The 25,373-nt window shown below is 45.6% G+C and carries 21 protein-coding genes; 13 read left to right on the top strand and 8 right to left on the bottom strand.

The features are described 5' to 3' along the window. Window positions 1-72 precede the first annotated feature (72 nt). Window positions 73-996, top strand: a complete 924-nt coding sequence (cscK, locus tag ELS82_RS11920; RefSeq protein WP_134835671.1) for a fructokinase — start codon at window positions 73-75, stop codon at window positions 994-996. Window positions 997-1,214: 218 nt separating this feature from the next. Continuing rightward, on the top strand, window positions 1,215-3,155 hold the full coding sequence (locus ELS82_RS11915; RefSeq protein WP_134835670.1) for a HAMP domain-containing methyl-accepting chemotaxis protein: 1,941 nt from the start codon (window positions 1,215-1,217) through the stop codon (window positions 3,153-3,155). Between the two features lie 135 nt (window positions 3,156-3,290). Here ELS82_RS11915 and aceA read toward each other — a convergent pair whose 3' ends face one another. The 3 genes from aceA to ELS82_RS11900 all read right to left on the bottom strand — a co-directional run bounded on the left by aceA (window position 3,291) and on the right by ELS82_RS11900 (window position 7,930). Next, a complete protein-coding gene (gene aceA, locus ELS82_RS11910; RefSeq protein ID WP_053440640.1) occupies window positions 3,291-4,604 on the bottom strand; it encodes an isocitrate lyase in 1,314 nt (437 codons plus the stop codon). Window positions 4,605-4,756: 152 nt separating this feature from the next. Further along, window positions 4,757-6,403 (bottom strand): malate synthase A, encoded by a 1,647-nt coding sequence (aceB, locus tag ELS82_RS11905; RefSeq protein ID WP_134835669.1) that lies wholly within the window; start codon window positions 6,401-6,403, stop codon window positions 4,757-4,759. 621 nt (window positions 6,404-7,024) lie between these two features. Continuing rightward, window positions 7,025-7,930 carry a hydrogen peroxide-inducible genes activator gene (locus tag ELS82_RS11900; protein ID WP_134835668.1) on the bottom strand — a complete coding sequence of 302 codons (906 nt, stop codon included), beginning with the start codon at window positions 7,928-7,930 and terminating at the stop codon, window positions 7,025-7,027. A gap of 199 nt (window positions 7,931-8,129) precedes the next feature. Here ELS82_RS11900 and ELS82_RS11895 point away from each other — a divergent pair, with 199 nt between their 5' ends. The 7 genes from ELS82_RS11895 (at window position 8,130) to glpD (ending at window position 16,440) form a co-directional block, all read left to right on the top strand. Then, window positions 8,130-8,738, top strand: a complete 609-nt coding sequence (locus tag ELS82_RS11895; RefSeq protein WP_004413049.1) for a peroxiredoxin C — start codon at window positions 8,130-8,132, stop codon at window positions 8,736-8,738. Window positions 8,739-9,062: 324 nt separating this feature from the next. Further along, on the top strand, window positions 9,063-9,704 hold the full coding sequence (locus tag ELS82_RS11890; RefSeq protein WP_134835667.1) for a MarC family protein: 642 nt from the start codon (window positions 9,063-9,065) through the stop codon (window positions 9,702-9,704). A 208-nt stretch (window positions 9,705-9,912) separates the two neighbouring features. Further along, window positions 9,913-10,941, top strand: coding sequence for a 2,3,4,5-tetrahydropyridine-2,6-dicarboxylate N-succinyltransferase (dapD, locus tag ELS82_RS11885; protein WP_134835666.1), 1,029 nt, complete (start codon window positions 9,913-9,915; stop codon window positions 10,939-10,941). A gap of 364 nt (window positions 10,942-11,305) precedes the next feature. Further along, window positions 11,306-12,160, top strand: coding sequence for an MIP/aquaporin family protein (locus ELS82_RS11880; RefSeq protein WP_134835665.1), 855 nt, complete (start codon window positions 11,306-11,308; stop codon window positions 12,158-12,160). A 56-nt stretch (window positions 12,161-12,216) separates the two neighbouring features. Beyond that, the gene (glpK, locus tag ELS82_RS11875; protein ID WP_134835664.1) at window positions 12,217-13,734 is read left to right on the top strand and encodes a glycerol kinase GlpK; all 1,518 of its coding nucleotides are present in this window, start codon (window positions 12,217-12,219) and stop codon (window positions 13,732-13,734) included. 185 nt (window positions 13,735-13,919) lie between these two features. Then, window positions 13,920-14,699 carry a DeoR/GlpR family transcriptional regulator gene (locus tag ELS82_RS11870; protein ID WP_053440647.1) on the top strand — a complete coding sequence of 260 codons (780 nt, stop codon included), beginning with the start codon at window positions 13,920-13,922 and terminating at the stop codon, window positions 14,697-14,699. 172 nt (window positions 14,700-14,871) lie between these two features. Continuing rightward, complete coding sequence (gene glpD, locus ELS82_RS11865; protein WP_134835663.1) at window positions 14,872-16,440, top strand: glycerol-3-phosphate dehydrogenase; 1,569 nt, start codon at window positions 14,872-14,874, stop codon at window positions 16,438-16,440. A 59-nt stretch (window positions 16,441-16,499) separates the two neighbouring features. Here the strand turns inward: glpD and ELS82_RS11860 are convergent, their stop codons facing one another. Continuing rightward, window positions 16,500-17,684 (bottom strand): NnrS family protein, encoded by a 1,185-nt coding sequence (locus ELS82_RS11860; RefSeq protein WP_134835662.1) that lies wholly within the window; start codon window positions 17,682-17,684, stop codon window positions 16,500-16,502. Window positions 17,685-17,933: 249 nt separating this feature from the next. Between ELS82_RS11860 and ELS82_RS11855 the strand changes: the two genes are divergently transcribed. Then, on the top strand, window positions 17,934-18,494 hold the full coding sequence (locus ELS82_RS11855) for a gamma-glutamylcyclotransferase family protein (protein WP_134835661.1): 561 nt from the start codon (window positions 17,934-17,936) through the stop codon (window positions 18,492-18,494). Between the two features lie 33 nt (window positions 18,495-18,527). Here the strand turns inward: ELS82_RS11855 and ELS82_RS11850 are convergent, their stop codons facing one another. Then, window positions 18,528-18,860, bottom strand: a complete 333-nt coding sequence (locus ELS82_RS11850; protein WP_134835660.1) for a tRNA-binding protein — start codon at window positions 18,858-18,860, stop codon at window positions 18,528-18,530. 180 nt (window positions 18,861-19,040) lie between these two features. On the opposite strand from ELS82_RS11850, the gene ELS82_RS11845 reads away from it, so the two are divergent. Then, on the top strand, window positions 19,041-20,045 hold the full coding sequence (locus ELS82_RS11845; protein ID WP_134835659.1) for a substrate-binding domain-containing protein: 1,005 nt from the start codon (window positions 19,041-19,043) through the stop codon (window positions 20,043-20,045). 60 nt (window positions 20,046-20,105) lie between these two features. Here ELS82_RS11845 and ELS82_RS11840 read toward each other — a convergent pair whose 3' ends face one another. Then, the gene (locus ELS82_RS11840; RefSeq protein WP_134835658.1) at window positions 20,106-20,987 is read right to left on the bottom strand and encodes an aldo/keto reductase; all 882 of its coding nucleotides are present in this window, start codon (window positions 20,985-20,987) and stop codon (window positions 20,106-20,108) included. Between the two features lie 195 nt (window positions 20,988-21,182). On the opposite strand from ELS82_RS11840, the gene ELS82_RS11835 reads away from it, so the two are divergent. Next, a complete protein-coding gene (locus ELS82_RS11835; RefSeq protein WP_134835657.1) occupies window positions 21,183-22,076 on the top strand; it encodes a LysR family transcriptional regulator in 894 nt (297 codons plus the stop codon). Between the two features lie 91 nt (window positions 22,077-22,167). Here the strand turns inward: ELS82_RS11835 and ahpF are convergent, their stop codons facing one another. Both ahpF and ahpC read right to left on the bottom strand, forming a co-directional pair. Further along, window positions 22,168-23,760 carry an alkyl hydroperoxide reductase subunit F gene (gene ahpF / locus ELS82_RS11830; protein WP_134835656.1) on the bottom strand — a complete coding sequence of 531 codons (1,593 nt, stop codon included), beginning with the start codon at window positions 23,758-23,760 and terminating at the stop codon, window positions 22,168-22,170. Between the two features lie 275 nt (window positions 23,761-24,035). Further along, window positions 24,036-24,593: an alkyl hydroperoxide reductase subunit C gene (gene ahpC, locus ELS82_RS11825; RefSeq protein ID WP_134835655.1), complete on the bottom strand. Its 558-nt coding sequence runs from the start codon at window positions 24,591-24,593 to the stop codon at window positions 24,036-24,038. Window positions 24,594-24,847: 254 nt separating this feature from the next. On the opposite strand from ahpC, the gene ELS82_RS11820 reads away from it, so the two are divergent. Continuing rightward, complete coding sequence (locus tag ELS82_RS11820) at window positions 24,848-25,192, top strand: ribosome recycling factor family protein (RefSeq protein WP_134835726.1); 345 nt, start codon at window positions 24,848-24,850, stop codon at window positions 25,190-25,192. The last annotated feature ends 181 nt before the right edge of the window (window positions 25,193-25,373 follow it).

Genomic DNA, 25,373 nt, shown 5'->3' with positions numbered 1-25,373 from the left:
CGCCCCCTAGGTGCACCAATGATCTAGCCCATCTTGCTATGCTCCGATGGGCGCCTTTGCAAGGAACGAATCATGAACAAAGTTTGGCTCACCGGTGATGCAGTGGTGGATCTGATTCCAGATAGCGACAATAGCTACTTAAAATGTCCGGGCGGCGCACCGGCGAACGTTGCGGTCGGGATTGCTCGCCTTGGTGGTGACTGTGCCTTTTTTGGCCGAGTTGGAGATGATCCTCTGGGCCGATTTATGGCGAATGTGCTTAACAAAGAAAATGTTGATACAACAAGCCTCAAACTCGACCCTGAGCAACGAACCTCTACCGTGATTGTTGATCTTGACGACCAAGGTGAGCGTTCGTTTACCTTTATGGTTAAGCCTAGCGCTGACCAATTCACTCAGCTCTCTGATATCCCTTCGTTTATAGCTAACCAATGGCTTCACTGCTGTTCGATTGCCTTAGCGAATGAACCGAGCCGTTCAACGACCTTAGCAGCAATGAAAGCGATGAAAGAGGCAAATGGCTTTGTCAGCTTTGATCCCAACCTACGTGATGAAGTATGGCAGCAGCCGCAAGAGATTCGTCCCGTTGTGATGAGTGCGATTGAAATGGCAGACGTGGTTAAGTTTTCAGAAGAAGAGCTACTCTATTTAACGGAGACTTGCTCTCTTGATGAGGGATTAACAGAGCTATCTCACTACTCGATTCCTCTGGTGCTCATCACCCTAGGAGAAAATGGCGCACTGGCGATCGTTAACGGTCAGCAACACCAAGTCGATTCAATATCCGTCAACGTTGTCGATACGACAGGAGCTGGAGACGCATTTGTCAGTGGCTTACTTGCCTACCTCTCCCAGCATGATGATTGGCAGCATGAAGCTAAAGTGATTGAAGCCGTTCGCTGGGGCAATATCTGCGGCGCATTAGCAACCACGAAAAAAGGCGCAATGAGTGCATTACCCGATCGCTCACGACTGCTCTCTTATCTTCGCCATTAACGCCCCAAAATTGCTGACATCTACGATGTTAATGTCAGCAATTTTCCTAAACCTTCAGCCATTTAAGTTCTACCTTATCAGCTTATTTAGATTTCCTTGTTTCAAAATCAGCAGAATCCAAATATCCCCATTATAATTTACTTATAATTATATCAATCAAATTGTACATATCGTCAGTTCAAACCTATTCCTCACTAACGCCAAACAGGGACATTGGTATGAGCCTTAAAAAACTATTAACTCTAGGGTTTGGGGTAATCCTAGGCCTTATTTTGATCATTTCAGTCGTTGCTTCACTGCGTTTTTATCAGTCAAGTGACGGTTTTAACACCTATCGAGCTCTTGCGTTAACCAGTGTTTCCACCGGTAGAATTCAAGCAAATATTCTAGAGGCTCGCCTCGCTGCGCTTAAGTACATTAAAAATCATGACACCGCGAATATTGCAGAGCTAGATAAGCGAGTCACCACCTCTATCAGCTTAATTGAAGGCGTCCTTGACTCACACCTAGACGATTTACATAAATCAGATTTCGTCTCGATTGAAAATCAGCTCAAGCAATATAAAGACGGCTTTAATCAGGTCATCCAGTTGGTCAACCAACGCAATGCACTAGTTAAGGATCAACTCGACCCAACTGGCCTAAATATGCGTAAGTCGGTAACGGAGATTATGAACCGAGCGGCAACTGAAGATGATTTAGACGTGGCAATCAGCGCAGGTACTTTACAACAACACTTATTGCTGTCTCGCCTCTACGCATCTAAGTTTCTAACCAGTAATTCGCAAAGTGATGCTGAGCGAGCAGAGAAAGAGTTTTCACGGGTTGCCGAGTTATCCGATAAAGTTGAGTCTCAACTGATATCAGCGCAACAAGTGTCGAATCTAAAAGCATTCCAGCAAGCTTTCGACCAGTATCGAAGCACTTTTGCCGAAGTGGTCCAAACCATCAACTCCCGCAATCAGATCATCTCGGGAACCTTGGATGTGATGGGGGCCTCAGCTGCAAGGACGATAGAAGAGATAAAACTCGCCACCAAGGATAAGCAGGACTCCGTCGGCCCTGAAATGGTTGAACGCTTTGCCAGCGCTCAAATAACCTTGATTGTTCTTTCTATCATCGTGGTCATCAGTGCAATGGGTATCGCTGTCGCCATCTATCGTAGCGTGCTGAAAGTTGTCGGTGGTGAACCTAGTCAGATCCAAGAGATGGTTGCTGAAGTGGCCTCAGGTAATCTTTCTACTCAAATCACTACGTCTGGTAACGAAACGGGCATCTACGCCAATATTCTACAGATGCGCCAAGAGCTACGCCGTATCATCGAGGGCTTCCATCAAATCTCTGATAACGTTTCCTCTTCATCGATGTCATTAACAGGCATCATGACTGAAACAGAAAATAACGCTCAACAAGAGCTAAGCCAAGTTGAACAGATCGCAACCGCCATCAATGAGCTATCAAGCACCGCGTCTGAAGTGAGCCAAAACGCGGCAAACGCAGAAACAGCCGCTAGCGATGCCACCAATAATGTGGTTGAAGGTGGCCGTATACTCGATTCTTCCGACGAGGTTTCGCAGAAAGTAGACAGCTCCATCGAAGAAACCTCTAAGATCGTTAATCAATTGCAAGAGTACTCGGTCGAGATCGGCACCGTAGTTGAAGTAATTAACTCCATTTCGGAGCAGACTAACCTACTCGCACTGAACGCAGCAATCGAGGCAGCGCGTGCTGGCGAGCAAGGTCGAGGCTTTGCAGTAGTAGCAGATGAAGTCCGCTCATTAGCGGCGAAAACGCAACAATCGACGGTTGATATTCAAGAGATCATTTCGCGCTTACAAGCTCAAGCGAAAGACGCGAATCAATATATGCAGTCTAACTTAACCCTTGCTGAAGATTCTCGTAAATACAGCGAACAGCTTCGCTCCGCGTTTTCTTCAATTACCGATTCCGTGTCACTGATTTCAGATATGAACACGCAAGTAGCAACAGCATCAGAAGAGCAGTCAGGCGTGACTCAAGACATCTCAGAAAATGTATCTCAAGCGTTTGATCTGGTGAACAAAAACGTATCAGGTATCGAAGACAGTAAACGAGCCAGTGATGAGCTATCGAATCTGGCAGTGAAACAAAAAGAACTGTTGAGCTTCTTTAAGCTTTAAATAAAAAAGAGCGGCGAAAGCCGCTCAAAAGCATGTCAAAGTTTATGCCTAAACAGAATATCCATACCCAAAGTCTAGTGAGCCAAAGCCTGCGTATTATGGCTCACTAGATGCGGTACTAATGGCTAGGGATTCTTAGAATTGGTCTTCTTCGGTTGACCCCGTCAATGCAGTGACTGAAGAGTTACCACCTTGAATCGTGTTAGTCATCTTATCGAAGTAACCTGTACCCACTTCTTGTTGGTGAGCTACGAAGGTGTAACCTTTTTCTGCCGCTTGGAACTCAGGACGCTGAACTTTCTCAACGTAGTGGCGCATACCTTCACCTTGTGCGTAATCATGCGCAAGTTCGAACATGTTGAACCACATGTTGTGAATACCCGCTAGCGTGATGAACTGGTACTTGTAACCCATGTCCGACAGTTCTTGCTGGAACTTAGCAATCGTCTCTGCATCGAGGTTTTTCTCCCAGTTGAACGAAGGTGAACAGTTGTAAGCCAACAATTGTCCTGGGTATTCCGCATGAATCGCTTCAGCAAACTTACGCGCTTCTTCTAGACACGGCGTTGCTGTTTCACACCAGATTAGGTCAGCGTATGGCGCGTAAGCTAGACCGCGAGAGATCGCTTGGTCAATGCCAGCACGAACACGGTAGAAACCTTCTTGGGTACGTTCACCTTCAATGAAGTCCGCATCGTATGAATCACAATCAGAAGTAATCAGGTCAGCTGCGTTTGCATCGGTACGAGCGATAACCAGTGTTGTCGTTCCTGAAACGTCTGCCGCTAGGCGAGCAGCGACTAGCTTTTGCACTGCTTCTTGAGTTGGAACCAGTACTTTACCGCCCATGTGGCCACACTTCTTCACTGACGCTAATTGGTCTTCAAAGTGAACACCAGCTGCGCCCGCATCAATCATCGACTTCATTAGTTCGTAAGCGTTAAGTACACCACCAAAGCCTGCTTCAGCATCCGCTACGATTGGTAGGAAGTAATCAATACCACCTTCTGATTCTGGCGACTTACCATTTGACCACTGAATTTGGTCAGCGCGGCGGAATGAGTTATTGATGCGCTTAACCACTGAAGGAACAGAGTCTACTGGGTACAGTGATTGGTCAGGGTACATAGTTGAAGCCGTGTTGTTATCTGCTGCTACCTGCCAGCCAGAAAGGTAAATCGCTTCGATGCCTGCTTTCGCTTGCTGTACAGCCTGACCACCCGTTAGAGCACCAAGACAGTTCACATAGCCTTTTTTCGCATCACCGTTGACCAGTGACCACAGCTTGTCAGCACCACGTTGGGCGATGGTGTTAGCAGGCACCATTGAGCCACGTAGTTCTACTACTTCTTCAGCCGTATAAGGACGCTTAACGTTCTTCCAGCGTGGGTTAGTTGCCCAGTCTTTTTCCAGAGCTTCGATTTGTTGGCGGCGAGTTAAGTTAGTCATCGGTTTATCCCTCTTTTGATGAGCGCTTCTTATGTTGTGTAACGGGCGCTATGTTTCCTTGTTCCTTGGCAGTACTTCCTGCTCTGCCGCAGACGATTCACGTTATTGTTTGAATATGTTGTCATTCCCTATAGTGAGGATGACAGAGTCCTTTAGTCCAAGTAGTCGTAACCCGGAATAGTTAAGAAATTGGTTAATTCATCACTGGTGGTCAGTTTCGCCATCAGCACTGCGGCTTCTTCAAAGCGTCCAGATTCGTAGCGCTCTTGCCCTACTTCCTCTTTCACTACTTCAATTTCTTCTGCAAGGTAGAGCTCAAACAGTTCATTAGTGACCGTTTGGCCGTTATCGAGCGCCTTGCCATGTTGAATCCATTGCCAGATTGAGGCGCGGGAAATTTCTGCGGTTGCCGCATCTTCCATCAAGCCGTAAATCGGTACACACCCATTGCCAGAGATCCACGCTTCGATGTATTGCAGCGCAACACGAATGTTATGACGCATGCCTTGTTCAGTGATCTCACCATCACAAGGCGCGAGAAGATCTTCTGCTGTAACTGGCGCATCTTGATGTCGTGAGACGTTTAGCTGGTTAATGCGCTCTCCTAATGCCAAGTCAAATACAGCCAGAGCAGTATCCGCTAAGCCTGGGTGAGCAACCCATGTTCCGTCATGTCCATTGTTTGCTTCTAGCGACTTATCGTTATGGACCTTATCGAGCACCTGCTGATTGGTTTGTGGGTCTTTCGCTGGGATAAAGGCGGCCATCCCTCCCATAGCGAAAGCACCACGTTTGTGACAAGTACGAACAAGTAAACGCGAGTAGGCATTCAGGAACGGCTTATCCATTGTCACCACCTGACGATCCGGCAGCACGCGGTCAGGGTGTTTCTTCAAAGTTTTAATGTAGCTAAAGATGTAGTCCCAACGGCCACAGTTAAGGCCAACGATGTGCTCTTTGAGTGAGAACAAAATTTCATCCATCTCAAACACTGCAGGCAAAGTTTCAATCAGAACAGTTGCCTTTATCGTGCCAGTATCTAGGCCAAAGTAGTCCTCAGTGAAGTGGAATACTTGGCTCCACCACTGCGCTTCTTTGTGAGACTGCAACTTAGGAATATAAAAGTAGGGACCGCTGCCTTTTTTCAACAATTTGGCGTAGTTGTTGTAAAAGTAAAGCGCAAAGTCAAACAGCGCCCCTGGGATAATCTGACCGTTGAATGTCACGTGTTTTTCTTTTAGATGTAGACCACGTACTCGGCAGATTAAAACCGCTGGATCGGACTCCAGCGCATAGTGCTTGCCATTAACCGGATTGGTATAGCTGATGTCGCCGTTAACTGCATCGCGCAAGTTAATCTGTCCATCCAGCACCTTACTCCAAGCGGGTGCCATCGAGTCTTCAAAGTCCGCCATGAATACTTTTACATTGGCATTCAGTGCATTAATCACCATTTTGCGGTCTGTAGGACCTGTGATTTCTACTCGGCGATCTTGTAGATCTTGTGGAATCCCTTGGATCTTCCAGCTTCCTTCACGGATATCTTGCGTATCCTCTAGGAAATCCGGCAGCTCACCAGCATCGATCTTTGCTTGCTTCTCTTCACGAGCAGTAAGCAGTTGTTCAACCTGACTAGCGAACTTATCACACAGCAGAGATAAAAAAGTTTGGGCTTCAACAGGGAAAATCGCTTGGTGCTCTGGTGAAAGGGTACCAGTGACACTAAGCATGCCTTCGTTTAGTAGGGGTTCTTGGGCTTCTACTGTTGTTTTGTCTCTATCTGGTGTATTAGCAAGCATAATCTTTTTCCTTTATGAACCTTTCGATAAACACATCGAGCGGAACGTCACCTTAATTACATTTGTAACTATCAAACAACAATCAAACATCCTTACTGATTGTCACCTGACTAGGTTTCTTGTTGTCTTGCCAGTTAGATTGACCGACTCGAATGAGCTTTTCAATCTAGACATAAGTCTTACTGGGCTTACATTTAAGCTATACCAAACCACACTAGAGTAAAAGTACTAAAGTAAACAAAACGTTAAATTCGAAGTTTTATTCCGCGCCACGCAAACCATTGATTTCGATCACCAAAACGTAACTACTTACGTAATTTAATTACAGTGAAATTAGGAGTGTAAAACCGTTTCAAACAGGCGTTTGATTTTAATAATCCGAAGGGAAACATAGATGAGACTGGGCTTAACGGTGATATGCAACCGCCTCATCAAACAAGAAGAAAATTATGAGTTGTAAAATTCACACTGTGAAATTTCACAATTTAATGAAAGCTTCATCAAGATTCTGTTGTGAAATTTTACAAGTCAAAGTTCACCAACAGAATAAAATGCTAAAAAGCACACTAAAACCAGTGTGCTTTTTATGGGTTTACGGGATATTTGGACTACTACTTATCGCTAAAGTAGCTCAGAAACAACATCTGCTAATTGATCAAATGTACTCACACGCGATGAACTTGGACGCCAAACTAGGCCAATATGGCGATGTGCTTGCTGTCCTGGTGCATCTACTACGACTAAGTTTTGGTTCTCTATCAGACCATGGTCGATGGCCATTTGCGGAATAAAGGTGGTGCCCATACCGTTGGCAACCATTTGTACTAAGGTGTGCAAACTGGTGGCGGAGAATGGGTTAATCTTCTCTTTATCAGTTAGCTTACATGCAGAAACGGCGTGTTCTGTTAGACAGTGCTCTTTCTCTAATAAGAAGACAAACTCATTCGGCAAGTCGGCGTACTTGATTGGGGTTCGGATTGCGTCCGCTTGATTTTGACTGATGATCATTCTGAACGGGTCATTGCCGACTATGCGGCTATCCATACCGTCAATCTCAACTGGCAAGGCTAAGATCAACACATCTAGCTCACCATGGCGCAGTGCATCAAGAAGGTTAGTTGTGGTATCTTCTCTTAGTAATAAGTTCAGTTGAGGAAAACGTTGATTGACCTCTTGGACTAAATCACACAATAAAAAAGGCGCGATCGTTGGAATACAACCCACGCGCAGCTGCCCTTCCATCTCATCCCCTTGGCACAAGCGACCAAGCTCGACAAGATCTTGGCCTTTAGCCAGCAACTCACGACCTTGCTGGACCACCAGCTCACCTGCTTGGGTAAAGACCAATGGGCTTTTCTTATCTTTCTTTTCATAAAGAGGGCAGCCAATCAGTTCTTCAAGGTTTTGGATACCTTTACTTAAGGTCGACTGGCTGACAAAACACTTTTCAGCCGCTTCACTAAAGTGACGAGTTTCATGCAGGGTGATGAGATAATGTAATTGTTTGAGACTAGGCCACTTATTCATAGATATATCGATAAAATCTGACTGGATATTGACCAAGTTAATAAAAAACGGCTTATCGCTTTTTTCGATTAACTTAATCTATTTAATTCGCTTTTTTACATACTACAATTTGTACTATAGTTTGTCGCGTACAAACACGGACCAAACCAATCATACTTATCTTGGTTTGGAACTAACCATATATTTTAGGAGCAAAAAAATGGTACTAGTAGGTCGTCAAGCCCCAGATTTTACTGCTGCAGCTGTTCTAGGTAACGGTGAGATCGTTGATAACTTCAACTTTGCAGAGTTCACTAAAGGTAAGAAAGCAGTAGTTTTCTTCTACCCACTAGATTTCACTTTCGTTTGCCCATCTGAGCTAATCGCTTTCGACAACCGTCTAGCTGATTTCCAAGCTAAAGGTGTTGAAGTAATCGGTGTTTCAATCGATTCTCAGTTCTCTCACAACGCATGGCGTAACACTGCTATCGAAGATGGCGGTATCGGTCAAGTTAAGTACCCACTAGTAGCTGACGTTAAGCACGAAATCTGTAAAGCTTACGACGTTGAGCACCCAGAAGCAGGCGTTGCTTTCCGTGGTTCTTTCCTAATCGACGAAGACGGCCTAGTACGTCACCAAGTTGTTAACGACCTACCACTAGGCCGTAACATCGACGAAATGCTACGCATGGTTGACGCTCTTAACTTCCACCAGAAGCACGGCGAAGTATGTCCTGCACAATGGGAAGAAGGTAAAGCAGGTATGGACGCATCTCCAAAAGGTGTTGCAGCGTTCCTATCTGAGCACGCAGAAGACCTAAGCAAGTAATCACTTGCTTACCATACCCATGCTCAACGGGTATGACGGTTGGTAGATATAAAGCTAAAAAGCACTAAGCGCGAAAAGCGCAAACGCCAATCAGTTCTAAGTAAAGTCTTAAATCGAAACCCAAAGCTCCGCTTTGGGTTTTCTTTTTGCTCAAATATAGATAAATCGCACACCTGCACTCGCGCTTATTTCTTATCGTTCTGCACTTTGAGAACACCTTGTAACCCTTCTGATAAATTGGCTGTTTTTTGTCCAGCGTTGATTTAATATCTAGCCTACACAAATAGCAAAGTGACACCTCTCAACCTCTATTAAAGGAATAATATGAAAGAGCTGATCATTCACACCATAACGGTCTTTATGGGCTTTTTTGCGATCATGAACCCTGTCGCGAATACACCTATCTTTCTTAGCTTAACCAATGGCAACGACCGAGAAACGACTAAGTCAGTGGCCTTTCGCTCGGTATTGATCGCATTCTTGATTGTGTCGACATTTGCCATTTCAGGAAAAGTCATTTTCGATCTCTTTGGCATCACCCTTTACGCCCTGCGTATCACCGGCGGAATACTGGTCTTTTTGATTGGTTTCCATATGCTGCAAGGAGACTCGACACACAGTACAACCAAAGAGAAGGTGAACTCAGACGCACAAAAAGATGCCGCCTTGAGTATTGCTGTCTCACCGTTAGCAATGCCAATCTTAGCTGGCCCAGGCACTATCGCGACCGCAATGAACTTTGCAACAACGGGGGGAGTGTATGAAACCGTCATTACCATTATTGCTTTCGGCCTATTGTGTGCGCTGACCTACGTTCTTTTTGTTTTCGGTGAACGTTTCGTAAAAGCGGTAGGGCCAAGTGCGTTAAACGTGATTACTCGAATGATGGGGTTAATTCTTGCGGTGATAGGAATGCAAATGCTCATCGAAGGGATAGAGCAAGCTTACAAAGCCCTATTTATCTGATGTTCTTAGGTTTTAACGAGCACAAGCTCAAGAAACCCCGACATTTCTTAACAGACAAACATATCTCTAAAGAGACAAAAAATATCGGCTTACAGACTTTCTCTAGCTCTGCTCTTTAAAGTCAAATCGCCTCTCTTTATGATGACTCTAACTTAATTTGAAAGAGCAAAGACGCTCTCACAACCAATTCAAAACATGGAGATTCAACATGGCTTACTTTTCTCTAGCCTTTGGTACGGCAACGAAAAACCGTGACGGAAAAATCATTGAAGCATTTTTCCCTAACCCAGTTCTAAATCCAGCTGACGCGCTTGTTGAAGCAGTAGCGAAAGTTGCTGGTTACGAGCAAGGCAACCAAGCTATCGAGATCTCAGCAGCGCAAAGCGCAGATCTAGCGGCAGCATTTGAAGCAAATGGCGACGCTGCAAACGCATCTTTCGCAGCAAAAGCGGCGCAATCTTCACAACCGCTAGTACTTGTTGTACTTGCTACAGACGAGAAACCAACATCGGTTGCTGAAGGTTTCCTTAAGCTACAACTTATCTCTAACCGTCTAGTTCAGCCACACGGCACTGTTCTTGATGGTATCTTCGGTCTACTGCACAACATTGCATGGACTAATGAAGGCCCTATCGATCTGCCTGAGCTTGCTGATCGTCAAATCGAAGCTCGCCTAGCAGGTCGCGCACTGTCGGTAGATTGTGTAGACAAGTTCCCTAAAATGGTTGATTACGTGGTTCCAACTGGCGTTCGTATCGCTGACACTTCACGCGTTCGTCTTGGTGCGCACGTGGGTGAAGGCACAACGGTTATGCACGAAGGCTTCATCAACTTCAACGCAGGTACAACAGGCGTAAGCATGGTTGAAGGTCGTATCTCTGCTGGTGTTGTTGTTGGTAACGGTTCAGACATCGGTGGTGGCGCTTCTATCATGGGCACACTATCTGGTGGCGGTACAGTGGTTGTTTCTATCGGTGAAAACTCACTGCTAGGCGCTAACGCAGGTCTTGGTTTCCCACTAGGTGACCGTTGTACGGTTGAGTCTGGTTTGTACGTAACAGCAGGTTCTAAAGTTCGTATGATTGCTGAAGGCAAAGAAGTTGAAGTGGTTAAGGCTCGCGACCTTGCTGGTGTTTCTGACCTACTATTCCGTCGCAACTCAGTAACGGGTCAAATCGAATGTCTAGCAAACAAAACCGCTGTTGAACTAAACTCTGAGCTTCACAGCAACAACTAAGCGAAAACGAATAAACCTAAGGCTGGCATGAAAGTGCCAGCCTTTTTTTTGGCTCTTGTTTGGCTGGATAACTATTCACCAATTCCGCACCACCTTCACACTTCCCGCTTGCAGACTCATCTTACCAGTTGTGATATGCGTGATTCAGCGTTAATTTAGCCACTTCTAATTTCCTCTTCGAGCAATTACGTTCATATCAGTTTCACTTTTGTTCTAAAAGCTGCGTTATTTAACAAATAAAGTGGGGTTGATTAACAATTTTATGCTCAAACGCTCACTTTTAATGTTCGTTTATTTTCGAACTCGCTTAAATATGCACAATGTCACCGTGCTAGATAAGCACAAACGACAAAGGACTTTAAAAATGACAACGAACAAACAACCTACCCTACTAGGTGAATGCTTGGCCGAGTTTATCGGTACCGGACTACTGATCTTTTTTGGCGTTGGCTGTGTGGCTGCTTTGGTATTAACTGGAGCGACATTTGGACAATGGGAAATTAGTATCATGTGGGGCTTCGGCGTCGCCATCGCTATTTATTGTACTGCCGGTGTGTCAGGAGCGCACATTAACCCAGCAGTAACCATCGCCCTTGCGGCATTCCATGGTTTTGATAAAGCGAAAGTCATCCCTTACATCCTCTCACAGCTATTAGGGGCATTCTGTTCTGCGGCACTGGTTTACGCCCTATACAGCAACCTATTTACTGACTACGAAATTGCTCATGGCTTTGCTCGTGACAGCAAAGATGCCTTAGCAACAGCAGGTATTTTCTCAACATACCCACACGCTTCACTCTCTTTCTTCGGCGCTTTTGCTGTGGAGTTTGTTATTACTGCTGTGCTGATGTTCGTTATTTTGGCTCTGGGTGATGAAAGTAATGGTGCTTCTCGCGGTGCAATGAACCCACTGCTGATCGGTATTCTTATCGCCGTGATTGGTGGTTCTTTAGGCCCACTAACTGGTTTCGCGATGAACCCTGCTCGTGACTTTGGTCCGAAACTATTCGCTTACTTTGCTGGCTGGGAATACGCGCTAACTGGTGCTAAAGATATTCCATACTTCATCGTTCCGATTCTTGCTCCTATTGCTGGTGCTTGTTTCGGTGGTTGGTTATACCCGAAAGCAATCGCGGCTTACTTACCTCAACAAGGTCAAGGCTGCACAATTCCAAACCAGTGCGACCAAGAAGACGAAGCTCAAGAAGCACGCGCATAACTTTTCAACCCTGTATTAACTAAAATATAAATAACGAAACAAAAAGGATTCTTACCATGACTGAGCAAAAGTACATTGTCGCCCTAGATCAAGGCACAACAAGCTCTCGCGCCGTAATCCTAGACCACGATGCGAATATCGTTAGCGCAGCGCAGCGTGAGTTCACGCAAATTTATCCTAAAGCAGGCTGGGTTGAACACGATCCTCTGGAAATCTGGGCAACGCAAAGCTCAACACTGGTTGAGGCATTAGGCAAGTCGGGCATTCGCAGCGACCAATTAGCGGGTATTGGGATCACTAACCAACGTGAAACCACAGTCGTTTGGAACAAAGAAACCGGTAAACCGGTGTACAACGCGATTGTTTGGCAATGTCGTCGTACTGCGGATATCTGTGAAGACTTGAAAGCGCGCGGCCTTGAAGATTACGTACGTGATAACACAGGTTTAGTGTTAGACCCTTACTTCTCAGGCACTAAAGTAAAGTGGATTCTTGATAACGTAGAAGGCGCTCGTGAAGATGCTGAAGCAGGTAAACTGCTGTTTGGTACCGTGGATACTTGGCTTGTTTGGAAGATGACCCAAGGTCGTGTTCATGTGACTGATTACACTAACGCATCTCGTACTATGCTGTTCAACATCAATGACCTTTGCTGGGATCAGAAAATGTTGGATGAGCTTGGCATTCCAGCGTCTATGATGCCTGAAGTGAAACGCTCATCGGAAGTTTACGGCCAAACCAACATTGGTGGTAAAGGCGGTACGCGTATTCCTATTGCTGGTATTGCTGGTGACCAACAAGCGGCGCTTTACGGTCAAATGTGTGTTGAAGCAGGACAAGCGAAAAACACTTACGGTACGGGTTGTTTCTTGCTAATGAACACGGGCCAAGAGAAAGTCACTTCGAAAAATGGCCTACTGACAACTCTAGCTTGTGGTCCAACAGGTGAGCCTGCTTACGCTCTTGAAGGTGCAGTCTTTATGGGCGGCGCTTCAATCCAGTGGCTACGTGATGAAATGAAACTTCTTGCCGACGCAAAAGATTCAGAGTACTTCGCGACTAAAGTTGACTCTTCAAACGGTGTGTACGTCGTTCCTGCCTTTACGGGTCTTGGCGCACCATATTGGGATGCATACGCTCGTGGCACAATCGTTGGTCTAACTCGTGGTGTTAACTCTAACCACATTATCCGAGCAACACTGGAAGGCATTGCTTACCAAACACGTGACGTTCTTGATGCAATGCAAGCTGACTCGGGTATTAAGCTAGCAAACCTGCGTGTTGATGGCGGCGCTGTGGCGAATAACTTCCTAATGCAGTTCCAATCCGATGTACTAGATACTGAAGTTCACCGCCCTGAAGTGACCGAAGTAACCGCTCTCGGTGCTGCTTACCTGGCGGGTTTAGCGGTAGGCTACTGGAACAATATCGATGAGCTACAAGGTAAAGCGGTATTGGATCGTACTTTCCTTCCTCACCATGACGAAGAAAAACGCAGCCGTCGCTATAAAGGTTGGAAACGCGCGGTGAAATGTGCGCAGTCCTGGGCTGAGATGCACAACGAAGAAGATTAATTTCTCGTTGAATGAATAAGTTAAGGGCGCTATTTTGCGCCCTTTTTGCGTCTTATCCCCTATTCCTTATGACTTCCCCTTCTCTCTATGCGCAAATTCGAGCACAATAGCCGCAGTAAAATTATCGAGTGCGGCTTTTCGAAATCACCAATTCGAAAGTTTCGACCTCGGTCAGGGAGTAATAAGTGAAGCAAATACCAAGACACCAGCAGATCATTGAGCTGGTTCAAAAGCAGGGCTACGTCAGCACGGATGAACTGGTAGAGAAGTTTAATGTTAGCCCGCAAACCATCCGCCGCGATCTCAACGAGCTTGCCGATGACAATAAAATTCGTCGATACCACGGCGGCGCAACGATTCCACTGAGCTCAGAAAACACCAGCTACACAACTCGTAAGTCAATGAACTTTAATGAAAAAGATCTTATTGCCGAAGAGTTGGTTAAGCATATTCCAGATGGCGCCACACTGTTTATTGATATCGGTACCACGCCTGAAGCGGTGGCGCGCGCACTGAATAAAAGCCACAAGCAGCTACGCGTTGTGACCAACAATATTAACGTAGCCACTATTTTGCTGCCTAACCCGGAATTCAAAGTCATTTTGGCTGGCGGTGAAGTTCGTAATCGCGACGGTGGTATCGTAGGTGAAGCAACACTCGATTTTGTTAAGCAGTTCCGTTTAGATTTCGGTATTCTCGGTATCAGTGGCATCGACTTTGACGGCTCACTGCTCGATTTCGATTACCATGAAGTAAGAGTTAAGCAAGCGATTATAGAGAACAGTCGCAGCGTCTTCTTAGCCGTTGACCACACCAAATTTGGCCGCAATGCCATGGTTAAGCTCGGTAATATCTCCCAACTGCATATGCTGTTTACCAACCGACAGCCACCAAAAGAAATTCAAACCATTCTCAAAGAGCACTCGATTCCATTGGAAGTTATCGAAAGTTATTCAGCCGAATAACAATCAAATTTGCTCATCACACGAAACCTTCTACACTTTGTAGAAGGTTTTTTTATGCCTAAATCACACAAAACGCTCATAAACGAAAATAAAAGATGATCAGGAACGAAACCTAAGCTACGATAATTTCATGTTCTAAAATGCTCGTTCGCTCACCAAGAGGTCAAATTTTATGAGTATCCAACACAATGCGACTGCATCGAATGCATCAGAAATTCTCGACTTGATCGTTATCGGTGGTGGCATTAATGGCGCAGGCATCGCAGCAGACGCTGCCGGTCGTGGTCTTTCTGTCGGCTTATATGAAGCCAATGATTTTGCTTCGGCAACATCTTCTGCAAGCTCAAAACTGATCCATGGTGGATTACGTTATCTTGAGCACTATGAGTTTCGCTTAGTATCAGAAGCACTTGCAGAGCGTGAAGTGCTATTAAGAAAAGCACCTCATGTCGCTAGACCTATGCGTTTTCGTTTACCCCATCGCCCATTTTTACGCCCAGCATGGATGATTCGCTGCGGCTTATTCCTTTACGATAATTTGGGGAAACGCACCACCTTACCAGCAAGTAAAGGGGTGGATTTATCTAAGTCTGGCCTACTGAAACCAGAAATGAAGAAAGGCTTTGAGTACTCAGATTGCTGGGTGGACGATGCTCGTTTAGTGCTACTCAACGTCCTGGCGGCAAAAGAAACCAACGCTGAAATTCGCAACTATTGCCGAGTAGAAAAAGCGCGCCGAGAGAGCGGTATTTGGCATGTCACGGTACACGATGTGATGACCGATCAGCGTTTTGAGCGTAAAGCTAAAACCTTAGTTAACGCCGCAGGCCCTTGGGTGAAGCAATTCTTCGATGATGGTTTAGAGCAAGCTTCTCCACGTAATATTCGCCTCATTAAAGGCTCACACATTGTTGTGCCGCGTATCCATGACGAGCCACAAGCTTACATCCTACAAAACAAAGATAATCGTATCGTGTTTATGATCCCTTATCTGGATAAGTTTTCGATCATCGGCACCACTGATGTTGAGTACAAGGGCGATCCTAGAGAAGTAGCGATTTCTGATGATGAAGTGGATTACTTGATTGATATCGTCAACCAGCACTTCGTTAAACAACTAGAGCGTGACGATGTAGTTTGGACGTACAGTGGTGTTCGACCACTGTGTGATGATGAATCAGACTCACCGCAAGCGATCACTCGCGACTACACCTTGGAACTGGATGCAGAACTCGATCAAGCTCCGCTCTTATCAGTATTCGGCGGCAAGCTCACCACCTACCGTAAACTGGGTGAAGCTGCGCTGAAAAAGCTTGAGCCTTATTTATCGAATATGGGCAGTCCTTGGACAGCGAATCAAACCTTACCAGGTGGTAACTTTAGCTGTAGCCGAGAGCAGCTCGCTCAAACGATCCAAGCCAAATACTCATGGTTGCCTGAAGCCTTGATCCTACGTTACGTGACTCAATTTGGTACCTATACATGGAAACTGCTTGATGGAAAAACCAGTCTTGCCGATATGGGAACCGAGTTCTCGCAAGGGGCTCAAGGCGTTTATCAGCTCGAAATTGATTACTTGATCAATCACGAACTGGCGGTCACTCAAGAGGACATCTTGTGGCGCCGAACTAAACTGGGCCTCTATCTATCTGAGGATGAACAGAGCGCCATTGCCGACTACATTCAGCAATCACTGCAAGACAAAGTAGTGACCATAAATGAAGTCAATAAAGCAGGCTAATCCCAAACAAAAAAGGCTTGGTAGATACCAAGCCTTTTCGTTTCTACAGTGCAATATAGTTAACCCGGATGCCCATCGACGCGGGCATTAATCAACATCTTGCCAAATCTCGCCACATACAAAGCAAACGCTAGCACCCACAACAGGGCACTGATATTGACTGCTTCAATTAAGTAAACCGGGAAGAAAGCAGCACCAACACTACGTACAATTGCCGCTAAAACGATCGCTGCAAAAGCAATGCTCATATTCGGCCCTTGATAGATAGCGCGGCCAGTATGGCCCATGGTGACACGAGCGATCATCGCTAAGATCACTCCACCAATCGCACCAATGGCAAATAGGTGTAGCATATTGTGACTCATAAACGGATTGCTCAATAAACCCCGCAATAACAAGCTAACCGGAATACACAGATACGTAGCGTGCAATGACCAAACCAAAGGCTCACTCAATGTGCGCCAAGGCTGCCAACGCATCACTCTTACCAAATGAGCCAAGCCAGAGATCACCATCAGCGGTTGACCAAGCTGAGCAAACGTCATCGGGAAGAAGCTCAAAATAAACAGACCCGCTAGAGGTAAGTTCGCAGCCCAATCTAACCAAACAATTGGCTGCGGCTTTTCAAAGTTGAAGCGTCGCGCCGTAAAAAATGGAATCACACGGCTCCCCATAATAGATAGCAGCATGGTGAACCACCACAGCATCGCATGCCAAACCGCTGAAGAAGGAAATGGTGGCATCCCTTTAATCGTCGCGTAGCTAGCAAAGTTAGCCGCGATTGCTAAAACGAACAGAGGAACAAAGAATAGATTGCGCCACCCTTTTGCTTTCACTACCCGAGTGCCCACTTCATAAGCGGTAAACGCGAGGAACAGAGCTTCGATTGACGAAATCAGCCATAGCGGAGCTGGCGTCCAAAATAGCACTCTTGGGATCACCCACAGCATCACTAATATCGCTAAGCGATGATGTTTAGTGCCATTAACTCCAGTCCAGTTTTGCACTGCGGTCAATACAAAGCCTGCCACTATCGCCATCGCAAAGCCAAACAGCATCTCATGTACGTGCCACCATAGGGCTGGTACGTTTAGCGCTGATGGCTGTCCGGTTTGAAACATCCATACCCACAACGCAATGGCAATCACCGCGTATATAGAACCCAATAAGAAAAATGGTCTAAAGCCTAGACGCAATACGGGCGGAATCGCTTCTTCAACTTTTTTGTCAGTAATATTAAGCACTGAACAACTCCCAGCTATTAACTATGATTTTGTAAACTTGTTTAACTATTTTGACTATCGCAAGAAGTGTTCCAACTGTGAAAGACTTTAAAAACAAGGGACTTCTCATAGGTTACGCCTGTAAAGCAGTCATAACGACACATAAAAATTGAGTCATTATGACTCTGTCATGTTTAAAATATTGATTTATTTTCTGGTCAAAAATGCTAGCTTAGATTGTTCAAGTGTCGCTGTAAGTTGGAGGGATGAATGACGCACTACATTTTTGGCTACGGAAGCTTAATGAATTCAGCTTCTCGTCAGTTGACCGGACAAACATCGCAAGCCGAACCCGCAACGGTGACTGGCCTTAAACGTTATTGGGGTAAAGTTGATGACAGCTATATCCTCTCTCCCCTTGTCGTCGATAAGGGCCATGGAAAGGTCAATGGTGTTTTATTGGCTGTCAGTGATCAAGGATTAGCGGAATTTGATATTCGCGAGCGCGGTTATCATCGTATTCAGATAGAACTCAACAACATTGAATCATCACTTAGCTTTGCTCAGCAAGATCAAATCTGGGTCTACGTTAAAGATAGCCCTGAACCGCCCTGCTCATTGAGTCCAATCATGCAAACTTACGTCGATACCGTACTTGCAGGCTGTCTAGAAATCTCAGAGCAATTTGCTAAAGAGTTCGTTGAACATACCATCGGTTGGAACTTCCCATTAGAAAACGATCGTCATCAACCGAAATATGGCAACTTGGCGGGCGTAAAATCAGAGCACCATAATGTTATTGATGCTCTGGTGGCTGAAGCAAGAGCCTGAACAACCCTCAGCCGAATAGAGAGACAGTTCTAGTTAAACGATACGAACCCCAGCAGGCATTGATCGCTCTGGGGTAAGTAGCACACTTTCCGATTCATCATCCGTTTCTGCACAGAGCAACATGCACTCAGACGTTTCACCACGCATTTTCGCTTTCGCTAGGTTACACAGCACGACGACTTCTTTGCCCATCAATTGTTCTTCAGTGTAGTAAGGCACAAGACTTGTCACCGTCTGCAGCGTTTTTTCACCTATATCAATTTGCACAATGTAGAGCTTATCCGCGTTTTCGTGGCGAGCCACTTCAATGATTTTTCCGGTACGCATTTCCAATTTAGCGAAGTCAGTATAAGCGATCGTTTCCATGATAAACCTCAGTGCTTGTTGATTTGGTAAAAGTTTACTAAAAGACAACGTTTACACTATCAGCAATCCTATGTATTACAAGTGGTAAAGATCTCATTTTTTTAATCTTAAATGTAATCAGATTGCGTTATTTACACGCTCAAGGTTAAATGGTCACAGTGAAATTTATTGAGGTCTAAAATGGCGACCATTAAAGATGTAGCACGAGAGGCCGGCGTCTCAATTGCTACTGTATCAAGAGTGATCAACAAGTCTCCCAAAGCAAGCAAAGCATCAGTTGAGTCTGTCACCAAAGCGATGACGCAATTAGGCTATCGACCAAATGCCGCAGCCAAAGCACTCGTCAGTCAAAGCAGTAATACTGTTGGTGTTCTGGTGTCAGACGTATCAGATCCTTTCTTCGGTACACTGGTAAAATCGGTAGATAGCGTCGCGCATGAGCACGGCAAACATATCTTGATCGGCAATGGCTACCACGACCCAGAGCAAGAACGAAAAGCGATCGAGCTTTTGATCAACAATCGCTGTGAGGCGCTAGTCATTCACTCAAAAGGATTATCCGATGAAGAACTACTCGGCTACGCCAAAGAAGTGAAAGGCTTGGTGGTGATCAATCGACACATCCCAGAAATCGCCGAGCGCTGTATCTCGCTGGATAACTACAAAGGCGCCTATCTTGCGACAGAATATTTGATTCGACACGGCCACAAAAAAATTGCTTGTGTCGCCTCTTCGCACAACATTGAAGACTCCAACCAACGAGTTGAAGGTTATTTAGCCGCGCTGCGTGAAAACAATATCTCGCTGCCGGATAACTACATTGAATATGGTGAGCCAGACAGTGACGGCGGTGAAGTGGCGATGACTAACCTACTGACTAAGTCGGTCGATATCACCGCGGTTGTTGCCTATAACGACTACATGGCGGCTGGCGCGTTATCCGTGTTGGATGAAAATGGTCTTAAAGTCCCAGAGCAGATTTCAATGATGGGCTTTGATGATGGCTTGATTGCCCGCTACGTGAGCCCACGCTTAACAACTATCCGTTACCCAATCGCCATGATGGCTGAACGTGCCGCGCACTTAGCCTTAAACCTTGCTAAGGCCGAGCAAACAAGTACGGATGCTATGGTGTTCACACCAACTTTAGTCAGACGAAACTCGGTCGAGAAAGTCTCCAACTGATTAAAAAAGCACAAAGGGCATCACTTTCCAGCGATGCCCTTTAATTATCTCAAAACCAGATTACGCGACGCCGTGACCTTTCGATGCTACCCAAACTCGATACCATTGCTCTTGAGTCAGAGTCAGCTCCAATGCACCAACTGCCGTTTTAACGCGCTCAATGTTACCGCTACCAATAATCGGTACTGGCTTTGACGGCATCTTAATTACCCAAGCAAACAGCACTTGATCGATAGATGCAGCGCCAATTTCTTCAGCAATGTCAGTCAATGTGTCACGCAAACGAACCATTTGCTCACTGTTGTCCGTGAAGATGCCACCACCAGCTAAACAAGACCAAGCCATCGGCTGAACGCGGTGGCGTTGTAGTTGATCTAAGGTACCGTCTTCTGTGACCTGTAGGTTAACTGGGTTAATCTCCACTTGGTTAGTGATCAGTGGCGTATCTAGACGTGATTGCAGTAACTCAAACTGAGATGGCGTAAAGTTCGATACACCAAAGTGTTTCACTTTACCCGCCGCTTTTAATTGGGCAAAAGCCTCAGCCGCTTCATCCGCATCCATCAATAAATCAGGACGGTGCAGCAATAACACATCCAATTGATCTGTCTTTAGGCGTGAAAGTGACGCTTCAGCCGAGGCAATGATCGCCGCTTTGCTGCTATCGTAATGGTTAACTTGCTTACCTTCGCCGCGATAAATACCGCATTTGGAGACAATTTCAATCTGGTCACGCAGACTAGGGTCAAGCGATAAAACATCACCAAACATGCGCTCACATGCTGACTCAGGACCATATACAGGCGCATGGTCGACTGTGGTAATCCCCAGCTCAATATGCTGCTTAACAAAAGCGTGTTGCTGTTGAGTGGTCATGTTCCACTCGGCCATACGCCAGTAACCTTGAATCAGTGGTGAAAATACCGGATGCGTCTTCTGCATGTTATATACCCTTATTTTGGTTTGCTACATAGCCGTGCTACGCGCTGTGCTGCACCCAGTATACTGACTGCGCCAACTGCGATTAAACCACTTAACCAGAAAAGGTAATTCGATATAACGCACAATAGACTTACTTTAATTTCTTATATAGCACGATATAATCACCATCATTCGCGGCTATTAAGAGATCTAACCATGCACAAGATGCACAAACGCTTTGAACGCTACGCTCTATTTAGTGAAGTAGCCAAGCAGTTAAGCTTTTCGAAAGCCGCAGAGTCACTAGGTATTTCTCGCAGCTACTTATCCTCTCAAATCAACCAACTCGAACAAGAGCTTGCCACCAGCTTATTGATCCGATCGACGCGCAGTGTGCGACTCACCGCGGCGGGTGAGAAAATATTAGCCAAAATGCATGGCATTAACGCTTCAATCCTTGAGCTAGAAAAAGAGCTCGACCATACCAAGTCTGAGGTGAGTGGCCTACTGCGTATTACTGCACCAACCATTTTTAGCCACCGGTTCTTAGTCGATATTTGCCATCAATTTCAGCAGTTACATCCTGACATCGAGTTTGACCTCGACATCGGCTATAACCGACAAGATTTGGCTAACAGCCATTTTGATTTAGCCATTCGCGCCACCACTGCACCACCCGATAATATGGTGGCGAAGAAGCTGATGCCATACCAACATATTTGCTGCGCTTCACCGGACTATTTAGCCCGTAAAGGAACACCACTGACACCGAGTGATTTGATTGAACACAACTGCATGTCCGATCCAAACTTGCGCCAGTGGCAGTTTTCAAAACAAGGTAAAAGTGAGCAAGTCAGTACGCATGGTGATATGTTGATCAGCGACAATCAGTTATTGCTCTCTGCGGCGGAAAAAGGCAAAGGCATCATTAAAATGCCCTGTTACTTAGTTCAACCTGCACTCGATAACGGCTCTCTGGTTCAACTGCTGCAAGGTTACGTGATTGCTGAAAGCGCTATTTACCTGATCTATCCACCGCAACTAAGAAGCAGCGCCAAGCTGTCCGCTTTTACCGACTTTATGCAGCTGTGGTTTGAAAATCGCGCCTAGCTCCAGACATAAAAAAACCACTTCCAATCGCTTAGAAGTGGTGTCGGATAGTCGACTAAATGTTTGCAAATGTATATGGACAATAAATCTACTACGCTGGCTCAGCGACCTTAGCTCGAGCCGGAGTACGAATTAGGTAATCAAACGCACCTAAACTTGCTTTAGCACCTTCACCCATCGCAATAATTATCTGCTTGTAAGGAACTGTTGTTACATCACCTGCAGCAAATACACCTTTCATTGATGTCGCGCCGTGAGCGTCAATCACAATCTCACCACGAGGAGAGAGTTCAACCTTCGTTCCTTTCAGCCATTCGCTGTTTGGCATCAAACCAATTTGAACAAAGATACCCGCAAGTTCAATCTGCTTAAGCTCATCTGTGTTACGGTCTTTGTACTCTAGACCTGTCACGCGGTTACCATCACCAAGCACTTGAGTCGTTTGCGCCATTTTGATGATTTCAATGTTTGGCGTTGCGTTAGCTTTGTCGATAAGGACTTGGTCAGCGCGCAGTGTGTCAGCAAACTCAAGAACCGTTACGTGCTCAACAATACCAGCAAGGTCAATCGCCGCTTCAATACCTGAGTTACCACCACCGATAACCGCCGTTTTCTTACCTTTGAATAGTGGACCGTCACAGTGTGGGCAGTAAGCGACACCTTTGTTGCGGTACTCTTGCTCACCCGGCACGTTCATTTCACGCCAGCGTGCACCAGTGCTAGTAATAACAGAGCGCGCTCGTAATACTGCGCCGCTTTCAAGCTCAACGTGAATATAACCATCTTCGCTATCTTCAGCGTCGATAATGTTCGCAGCGCGCTGCTCAGTCATTACTTCTACGCCGTACTCTTTTACGTGCTCTTCTAGACTCGCGACTAACTTAGGACCGGTTGTCGCTTTAACTGAGATAAAGTTTTCAATCGCCATAGTATCCATCACTTGGCCACCAAAACGGTCTGCGACCACACCAGTGCGAATACCTTTACGTGCAGCGTAGATTGCCGCTGAAGAACCAGCTGGACCACCACCGACAACCAGAACATCAAATGGCGCTTGTTCATTTAAGCTCGCCGCTTTTTTCTCGGCTGCGCCTGAGTCTACTTTGTTTAGGATCTCAGCCAGTGACATACGACCTTGGCCAAATAGCTCACCGTTAACAAACACACTTGGTACTGCCATGATGTCGCGTGATTTCACTTCATCTTGGAATGCCGCACCATCAATCATAGTGGTTTTAATTAGCGGGTTAATTGCCGACATCATATTGAATGCCTGAACCACCTCTGGACAGTTTTGGCACGATAGCGAGATAAAGATTTCAACATTCAGCTCTTTATCTAACTGTTTAATCTGCTCGATTACGTCCGCTTCCAATTTAATTGGGTGGCCACCGCTATGAAGCAGAGCAAGTACTAGAGAAGTAAACTCATGACCCATTGGCAGGCCAGCAAAACCAATCGCAGTACCTTTATCTTGGTTCACAACCTGCATGATTGACTTACGTGCACTTGCGCTGTCATCACGTGATACTTGAACTTTATCAGTCAGTGACGCGATATCGTCAGCAAGCGCTTGTAGCTTAGTTGCGGTTTCGCTGCCATCAAGGCTAAGAACAAGTTGAACGTCTGTTTTTAGGTTTTCTAGGTATGCTTTAAGCTGCTGCTTCATCGCTTGGTCTAACATAATCGTGCCTTCCCGAATTTGTATAAAATCTGTTTCGTGATGCGCTCTTTTGCGCTGATGGAGTTAGTTTGCCGTGATCGCTAAGATTGGTAAATTCGAACGTTTCTATCACTTTGGTAGGCAAAACCTATCAGAAAATAAATAAGCCTAGACCTAGGGATAAAAACAAAAAGCCACACCGAATAACGATGTGGCTTCACAGTTAGGGCGGTACATCGAGCCCTTTAGGAGCGCGGACTCAATGTACCTTTAACTAGGTTCTAATTAATTAGAGCTTAGATTTTACCTACTAGGTCTAGAGATGGTGCTAATGTCTCTTCACCTTCTTTCCATTTAGCTGGACAAACTTCACCTGGGTTGTTTGCAACGTACTGTGCAGCTTTTACTTTGCGTAGTACGTCTTCAGCGTCACGGCCGATACCTTCAGCAGTGATTTCCATTGCTTGGATAACACCTTGTGGGTCGATTAGGAACGTAGCACGGTCTGCTAGACCTTGACCTTCACGCATTACGTTGAAGTTGTTAGTGATAGTGCCTGTTTGGTCGCCTACCATGAAGTATTCAATAGTGCCGATCTTGTCTGAAGTATCGTGCCATGCTTTGTGTGAGAAGTGAGTATCTGTTGATACTGAGTAAACTTCTACGCCGCGAGACTGAAGTTCTGCGTATTTTTCTTGTAGGTCAACAAGTTCAGTAGGACATACGAAAGTAAAATCAGCTGGGTAGAAGAAGAATACTGCCCACTTACCTTTCACATCTTGCTCTGTGATTTCTACGAATTCGCCGTTTTTGAATGCTGTTGCGTTGAATGGTTTGATTTCTGTGTTGATCATGATTTTACTCTCTTTCTAATCTAGTGTTTGTGAACGCTGCCTTGCGTCGATGGAGATATATTGCCCCGAGAGAATTAATAGGTAAATTTGAACGTTTCTATTGCTCTGATAGGGAATAACTATCGAAGCTAATAGGAAGTAGTTATCAAACAGGAAAAGAGCAATTGTGTATTAGAGAAGCGCTGTAGCAGTTTAAACAAGGTTGCGCTAAAGTGAGTCCCACTCTTGACCGCAACCTCCCTACTCCAACAGTTATGATTTCGGTTCCGCTAAACAGCTTTGTTCACCGCGTCGCAGATAAAGCGCAAGTCATTCAGCTTATGACAGAGCAAGGCTGCCAGATGAAGCGTATTCGACGTTCACGCAATTGGTTGCTAAGTGGAGAAGAAGCATCGTTACGGCAACTAAAGAGCCAGTTAACCACCGAAGATACGCGATGGATTGTAACCGCGATCGATAAAACACTGCCGACACCTGTGGTTGACCTTGCGGCTCTGATTGCGGATTCACCCAATATCACTATCAATCAATTGGTCGCCCATTCTGGCTGCACGGTTTCTGAGGCAAGGCTAGCCATCGACAAGTTCGAAGATTTGTAGTTTTCAAGCATAAAAAACGCCAGTCACTCGACTTAATGCCGATCGGTTTAGAGACTTGAATGATCTTCGGGACGTATGATAATCCCCACTAACAAAGTTAGTGGGGATTTTTTATGTTGGCTCAAGAATTAGTACTGGCTCATGAAACGATTGAAGATGCTACAGACTATGAGTCTGTCGT

It is taken from the genome of Vibrio ouci (genome assembly GCF_004551525.1).
In the GTDB taxonomy this organism is placed as follows: Bacteria; Pseudomonadota; Gammaproteobacteria; order Enterobacterales; family Vibrionaceae; genus Vibrio; species Vibrio ouci.
The sequence above is the reverse complement of the archived record's forward strand: the minus strand, read 5'-3'. Positions and strand labels throughout refer to the sequence as shown.

Bases quoted from the DNA above. Each gene is read 5' to 3' on its own strand.
- cscK (WP_134835671.1), top strand. From the start codon at position 73: ATGAACAAAGTTTGGCTCACCGGTGATGCAGTGGTGGATCTGATTCCA.
- ELS82_RS11915 (WP_134835670.1), top strand. From the start codon at position 1,215: ATGAGCCTTAAAAAACTATTAACTCTAGGGTTTGGGGTAATCCTAGGC.
- aceA (WP_053440640.1), bottom strand. From the start codon at position 4,604: ATGACTAACTTAACTCGCCGCCAACAAATCGAAGCTCTGGAAAAAGAC.
- aceB (WP_134835669.1), bottom strand. From the start codon at position 6,403: ATGCTTGCTAATACACCAGATAGAGACAAAACAACAGTAGAAGCCCAA.
- ELS82_RS11900 (WP_134835668.1), bottom strand. From the start codon at position 7,930: ATGAATAAGTGGCCTAGTCTCAAACAATTACATTATCTCATCACCCTG.
- ELS82_RS11895 (WP_004413049.1), top strand. From the start codon at position 8,130: ATGGTACTAGTAGGTCGTCAAGCCCCAGATTTTACTGCTGCAGCTGTT.
- ELS82_RS11890 (WP_134835667.1), top strand. From the start codon at position 9,063: ATGAAAGAGCTGATCATTCACACCATAACGGTCTTTATGGGCTTTTTT.
- dapD (WP_134835666.1), top strand. From the start codon at position 9,913: ATGGCTTACTTTTCTCTAGCCTTTGGTACGGCAACGAAAAACCGTGAC.
- ELS82_RS11880 (WP_134835665.1), top strand. From the start codon at position 11,306: ATGACAACGAACAAACAACCTACCCTACTAGGTGAATGCTTGGCCGAG.
- glpK (WP_134835664.1), top strand. From the start codon at position 12,217: ATGACTGAGCAAAAGTACATTGTCGCCCTAGATCAAGGCACAACAAGC.
- glpD (WP_134835663.1), top strand. From the start codon at position 14,872: ATGAGTATCCAACACAATGCGACTGCATCGAATGCATCAGAAATTCTC.
- ELS82_RS11855 (WP_134835661.1), top strand. From the start codon at position 17,934: ATGACGCACTACATTTTTGGCTACGGAAGCTTAATGAATTCAGCTTCT.
- ELS82_RS11850 (WP_134835660.1), bottom strand. From the start codon at position 18,860: ATGGAAACGATCGCTTATACTGACTTCGCTAAATTGGAAATGCGTACC.
- ELS82_RS11845 (WP_134835659.1), top strand. From the start codon at position 19,041: ATGGCGACCATTAAAGATGTAGCACGAGAGGCCGGCGTCTCAATTGCT.
- ELS82_RS11840 (WP_134835658.1), bottom strand. From the start codon at position 20,987: ATGCAGAAGACGCATCCGGTATTTTCACCACTGATTCAAGGTTACTGG.
- ELS82_RS11835 (WP_134835657.1), top strand. From the start codon at position 21,183: ATGCACAAGATGCACAAACGCTTTGAACGCTACGCTCTATTTAGTGAA.
- ahpF (WP_134835656.1), bottom strand. From the start codon at position 23,760: ATGTTAGACCAAGCGATGAAGCAGCAGCTTAAAGCATACCTAGAAAAC.
- ahpC (WP_134835655.1), bottom strand. From the start codon at position 24,593: ATGATCAACACAGAAATCAAACCATTCAACGCAACAGCATTCAAAAAC.
- ELS82_RS11820 (WP_134835726.1), top strand. From the start codon at position 24,848: ATGATTTCGGTTCCGCTAAACAGCTTTGTTCACCGCGTCGCAGATAAA.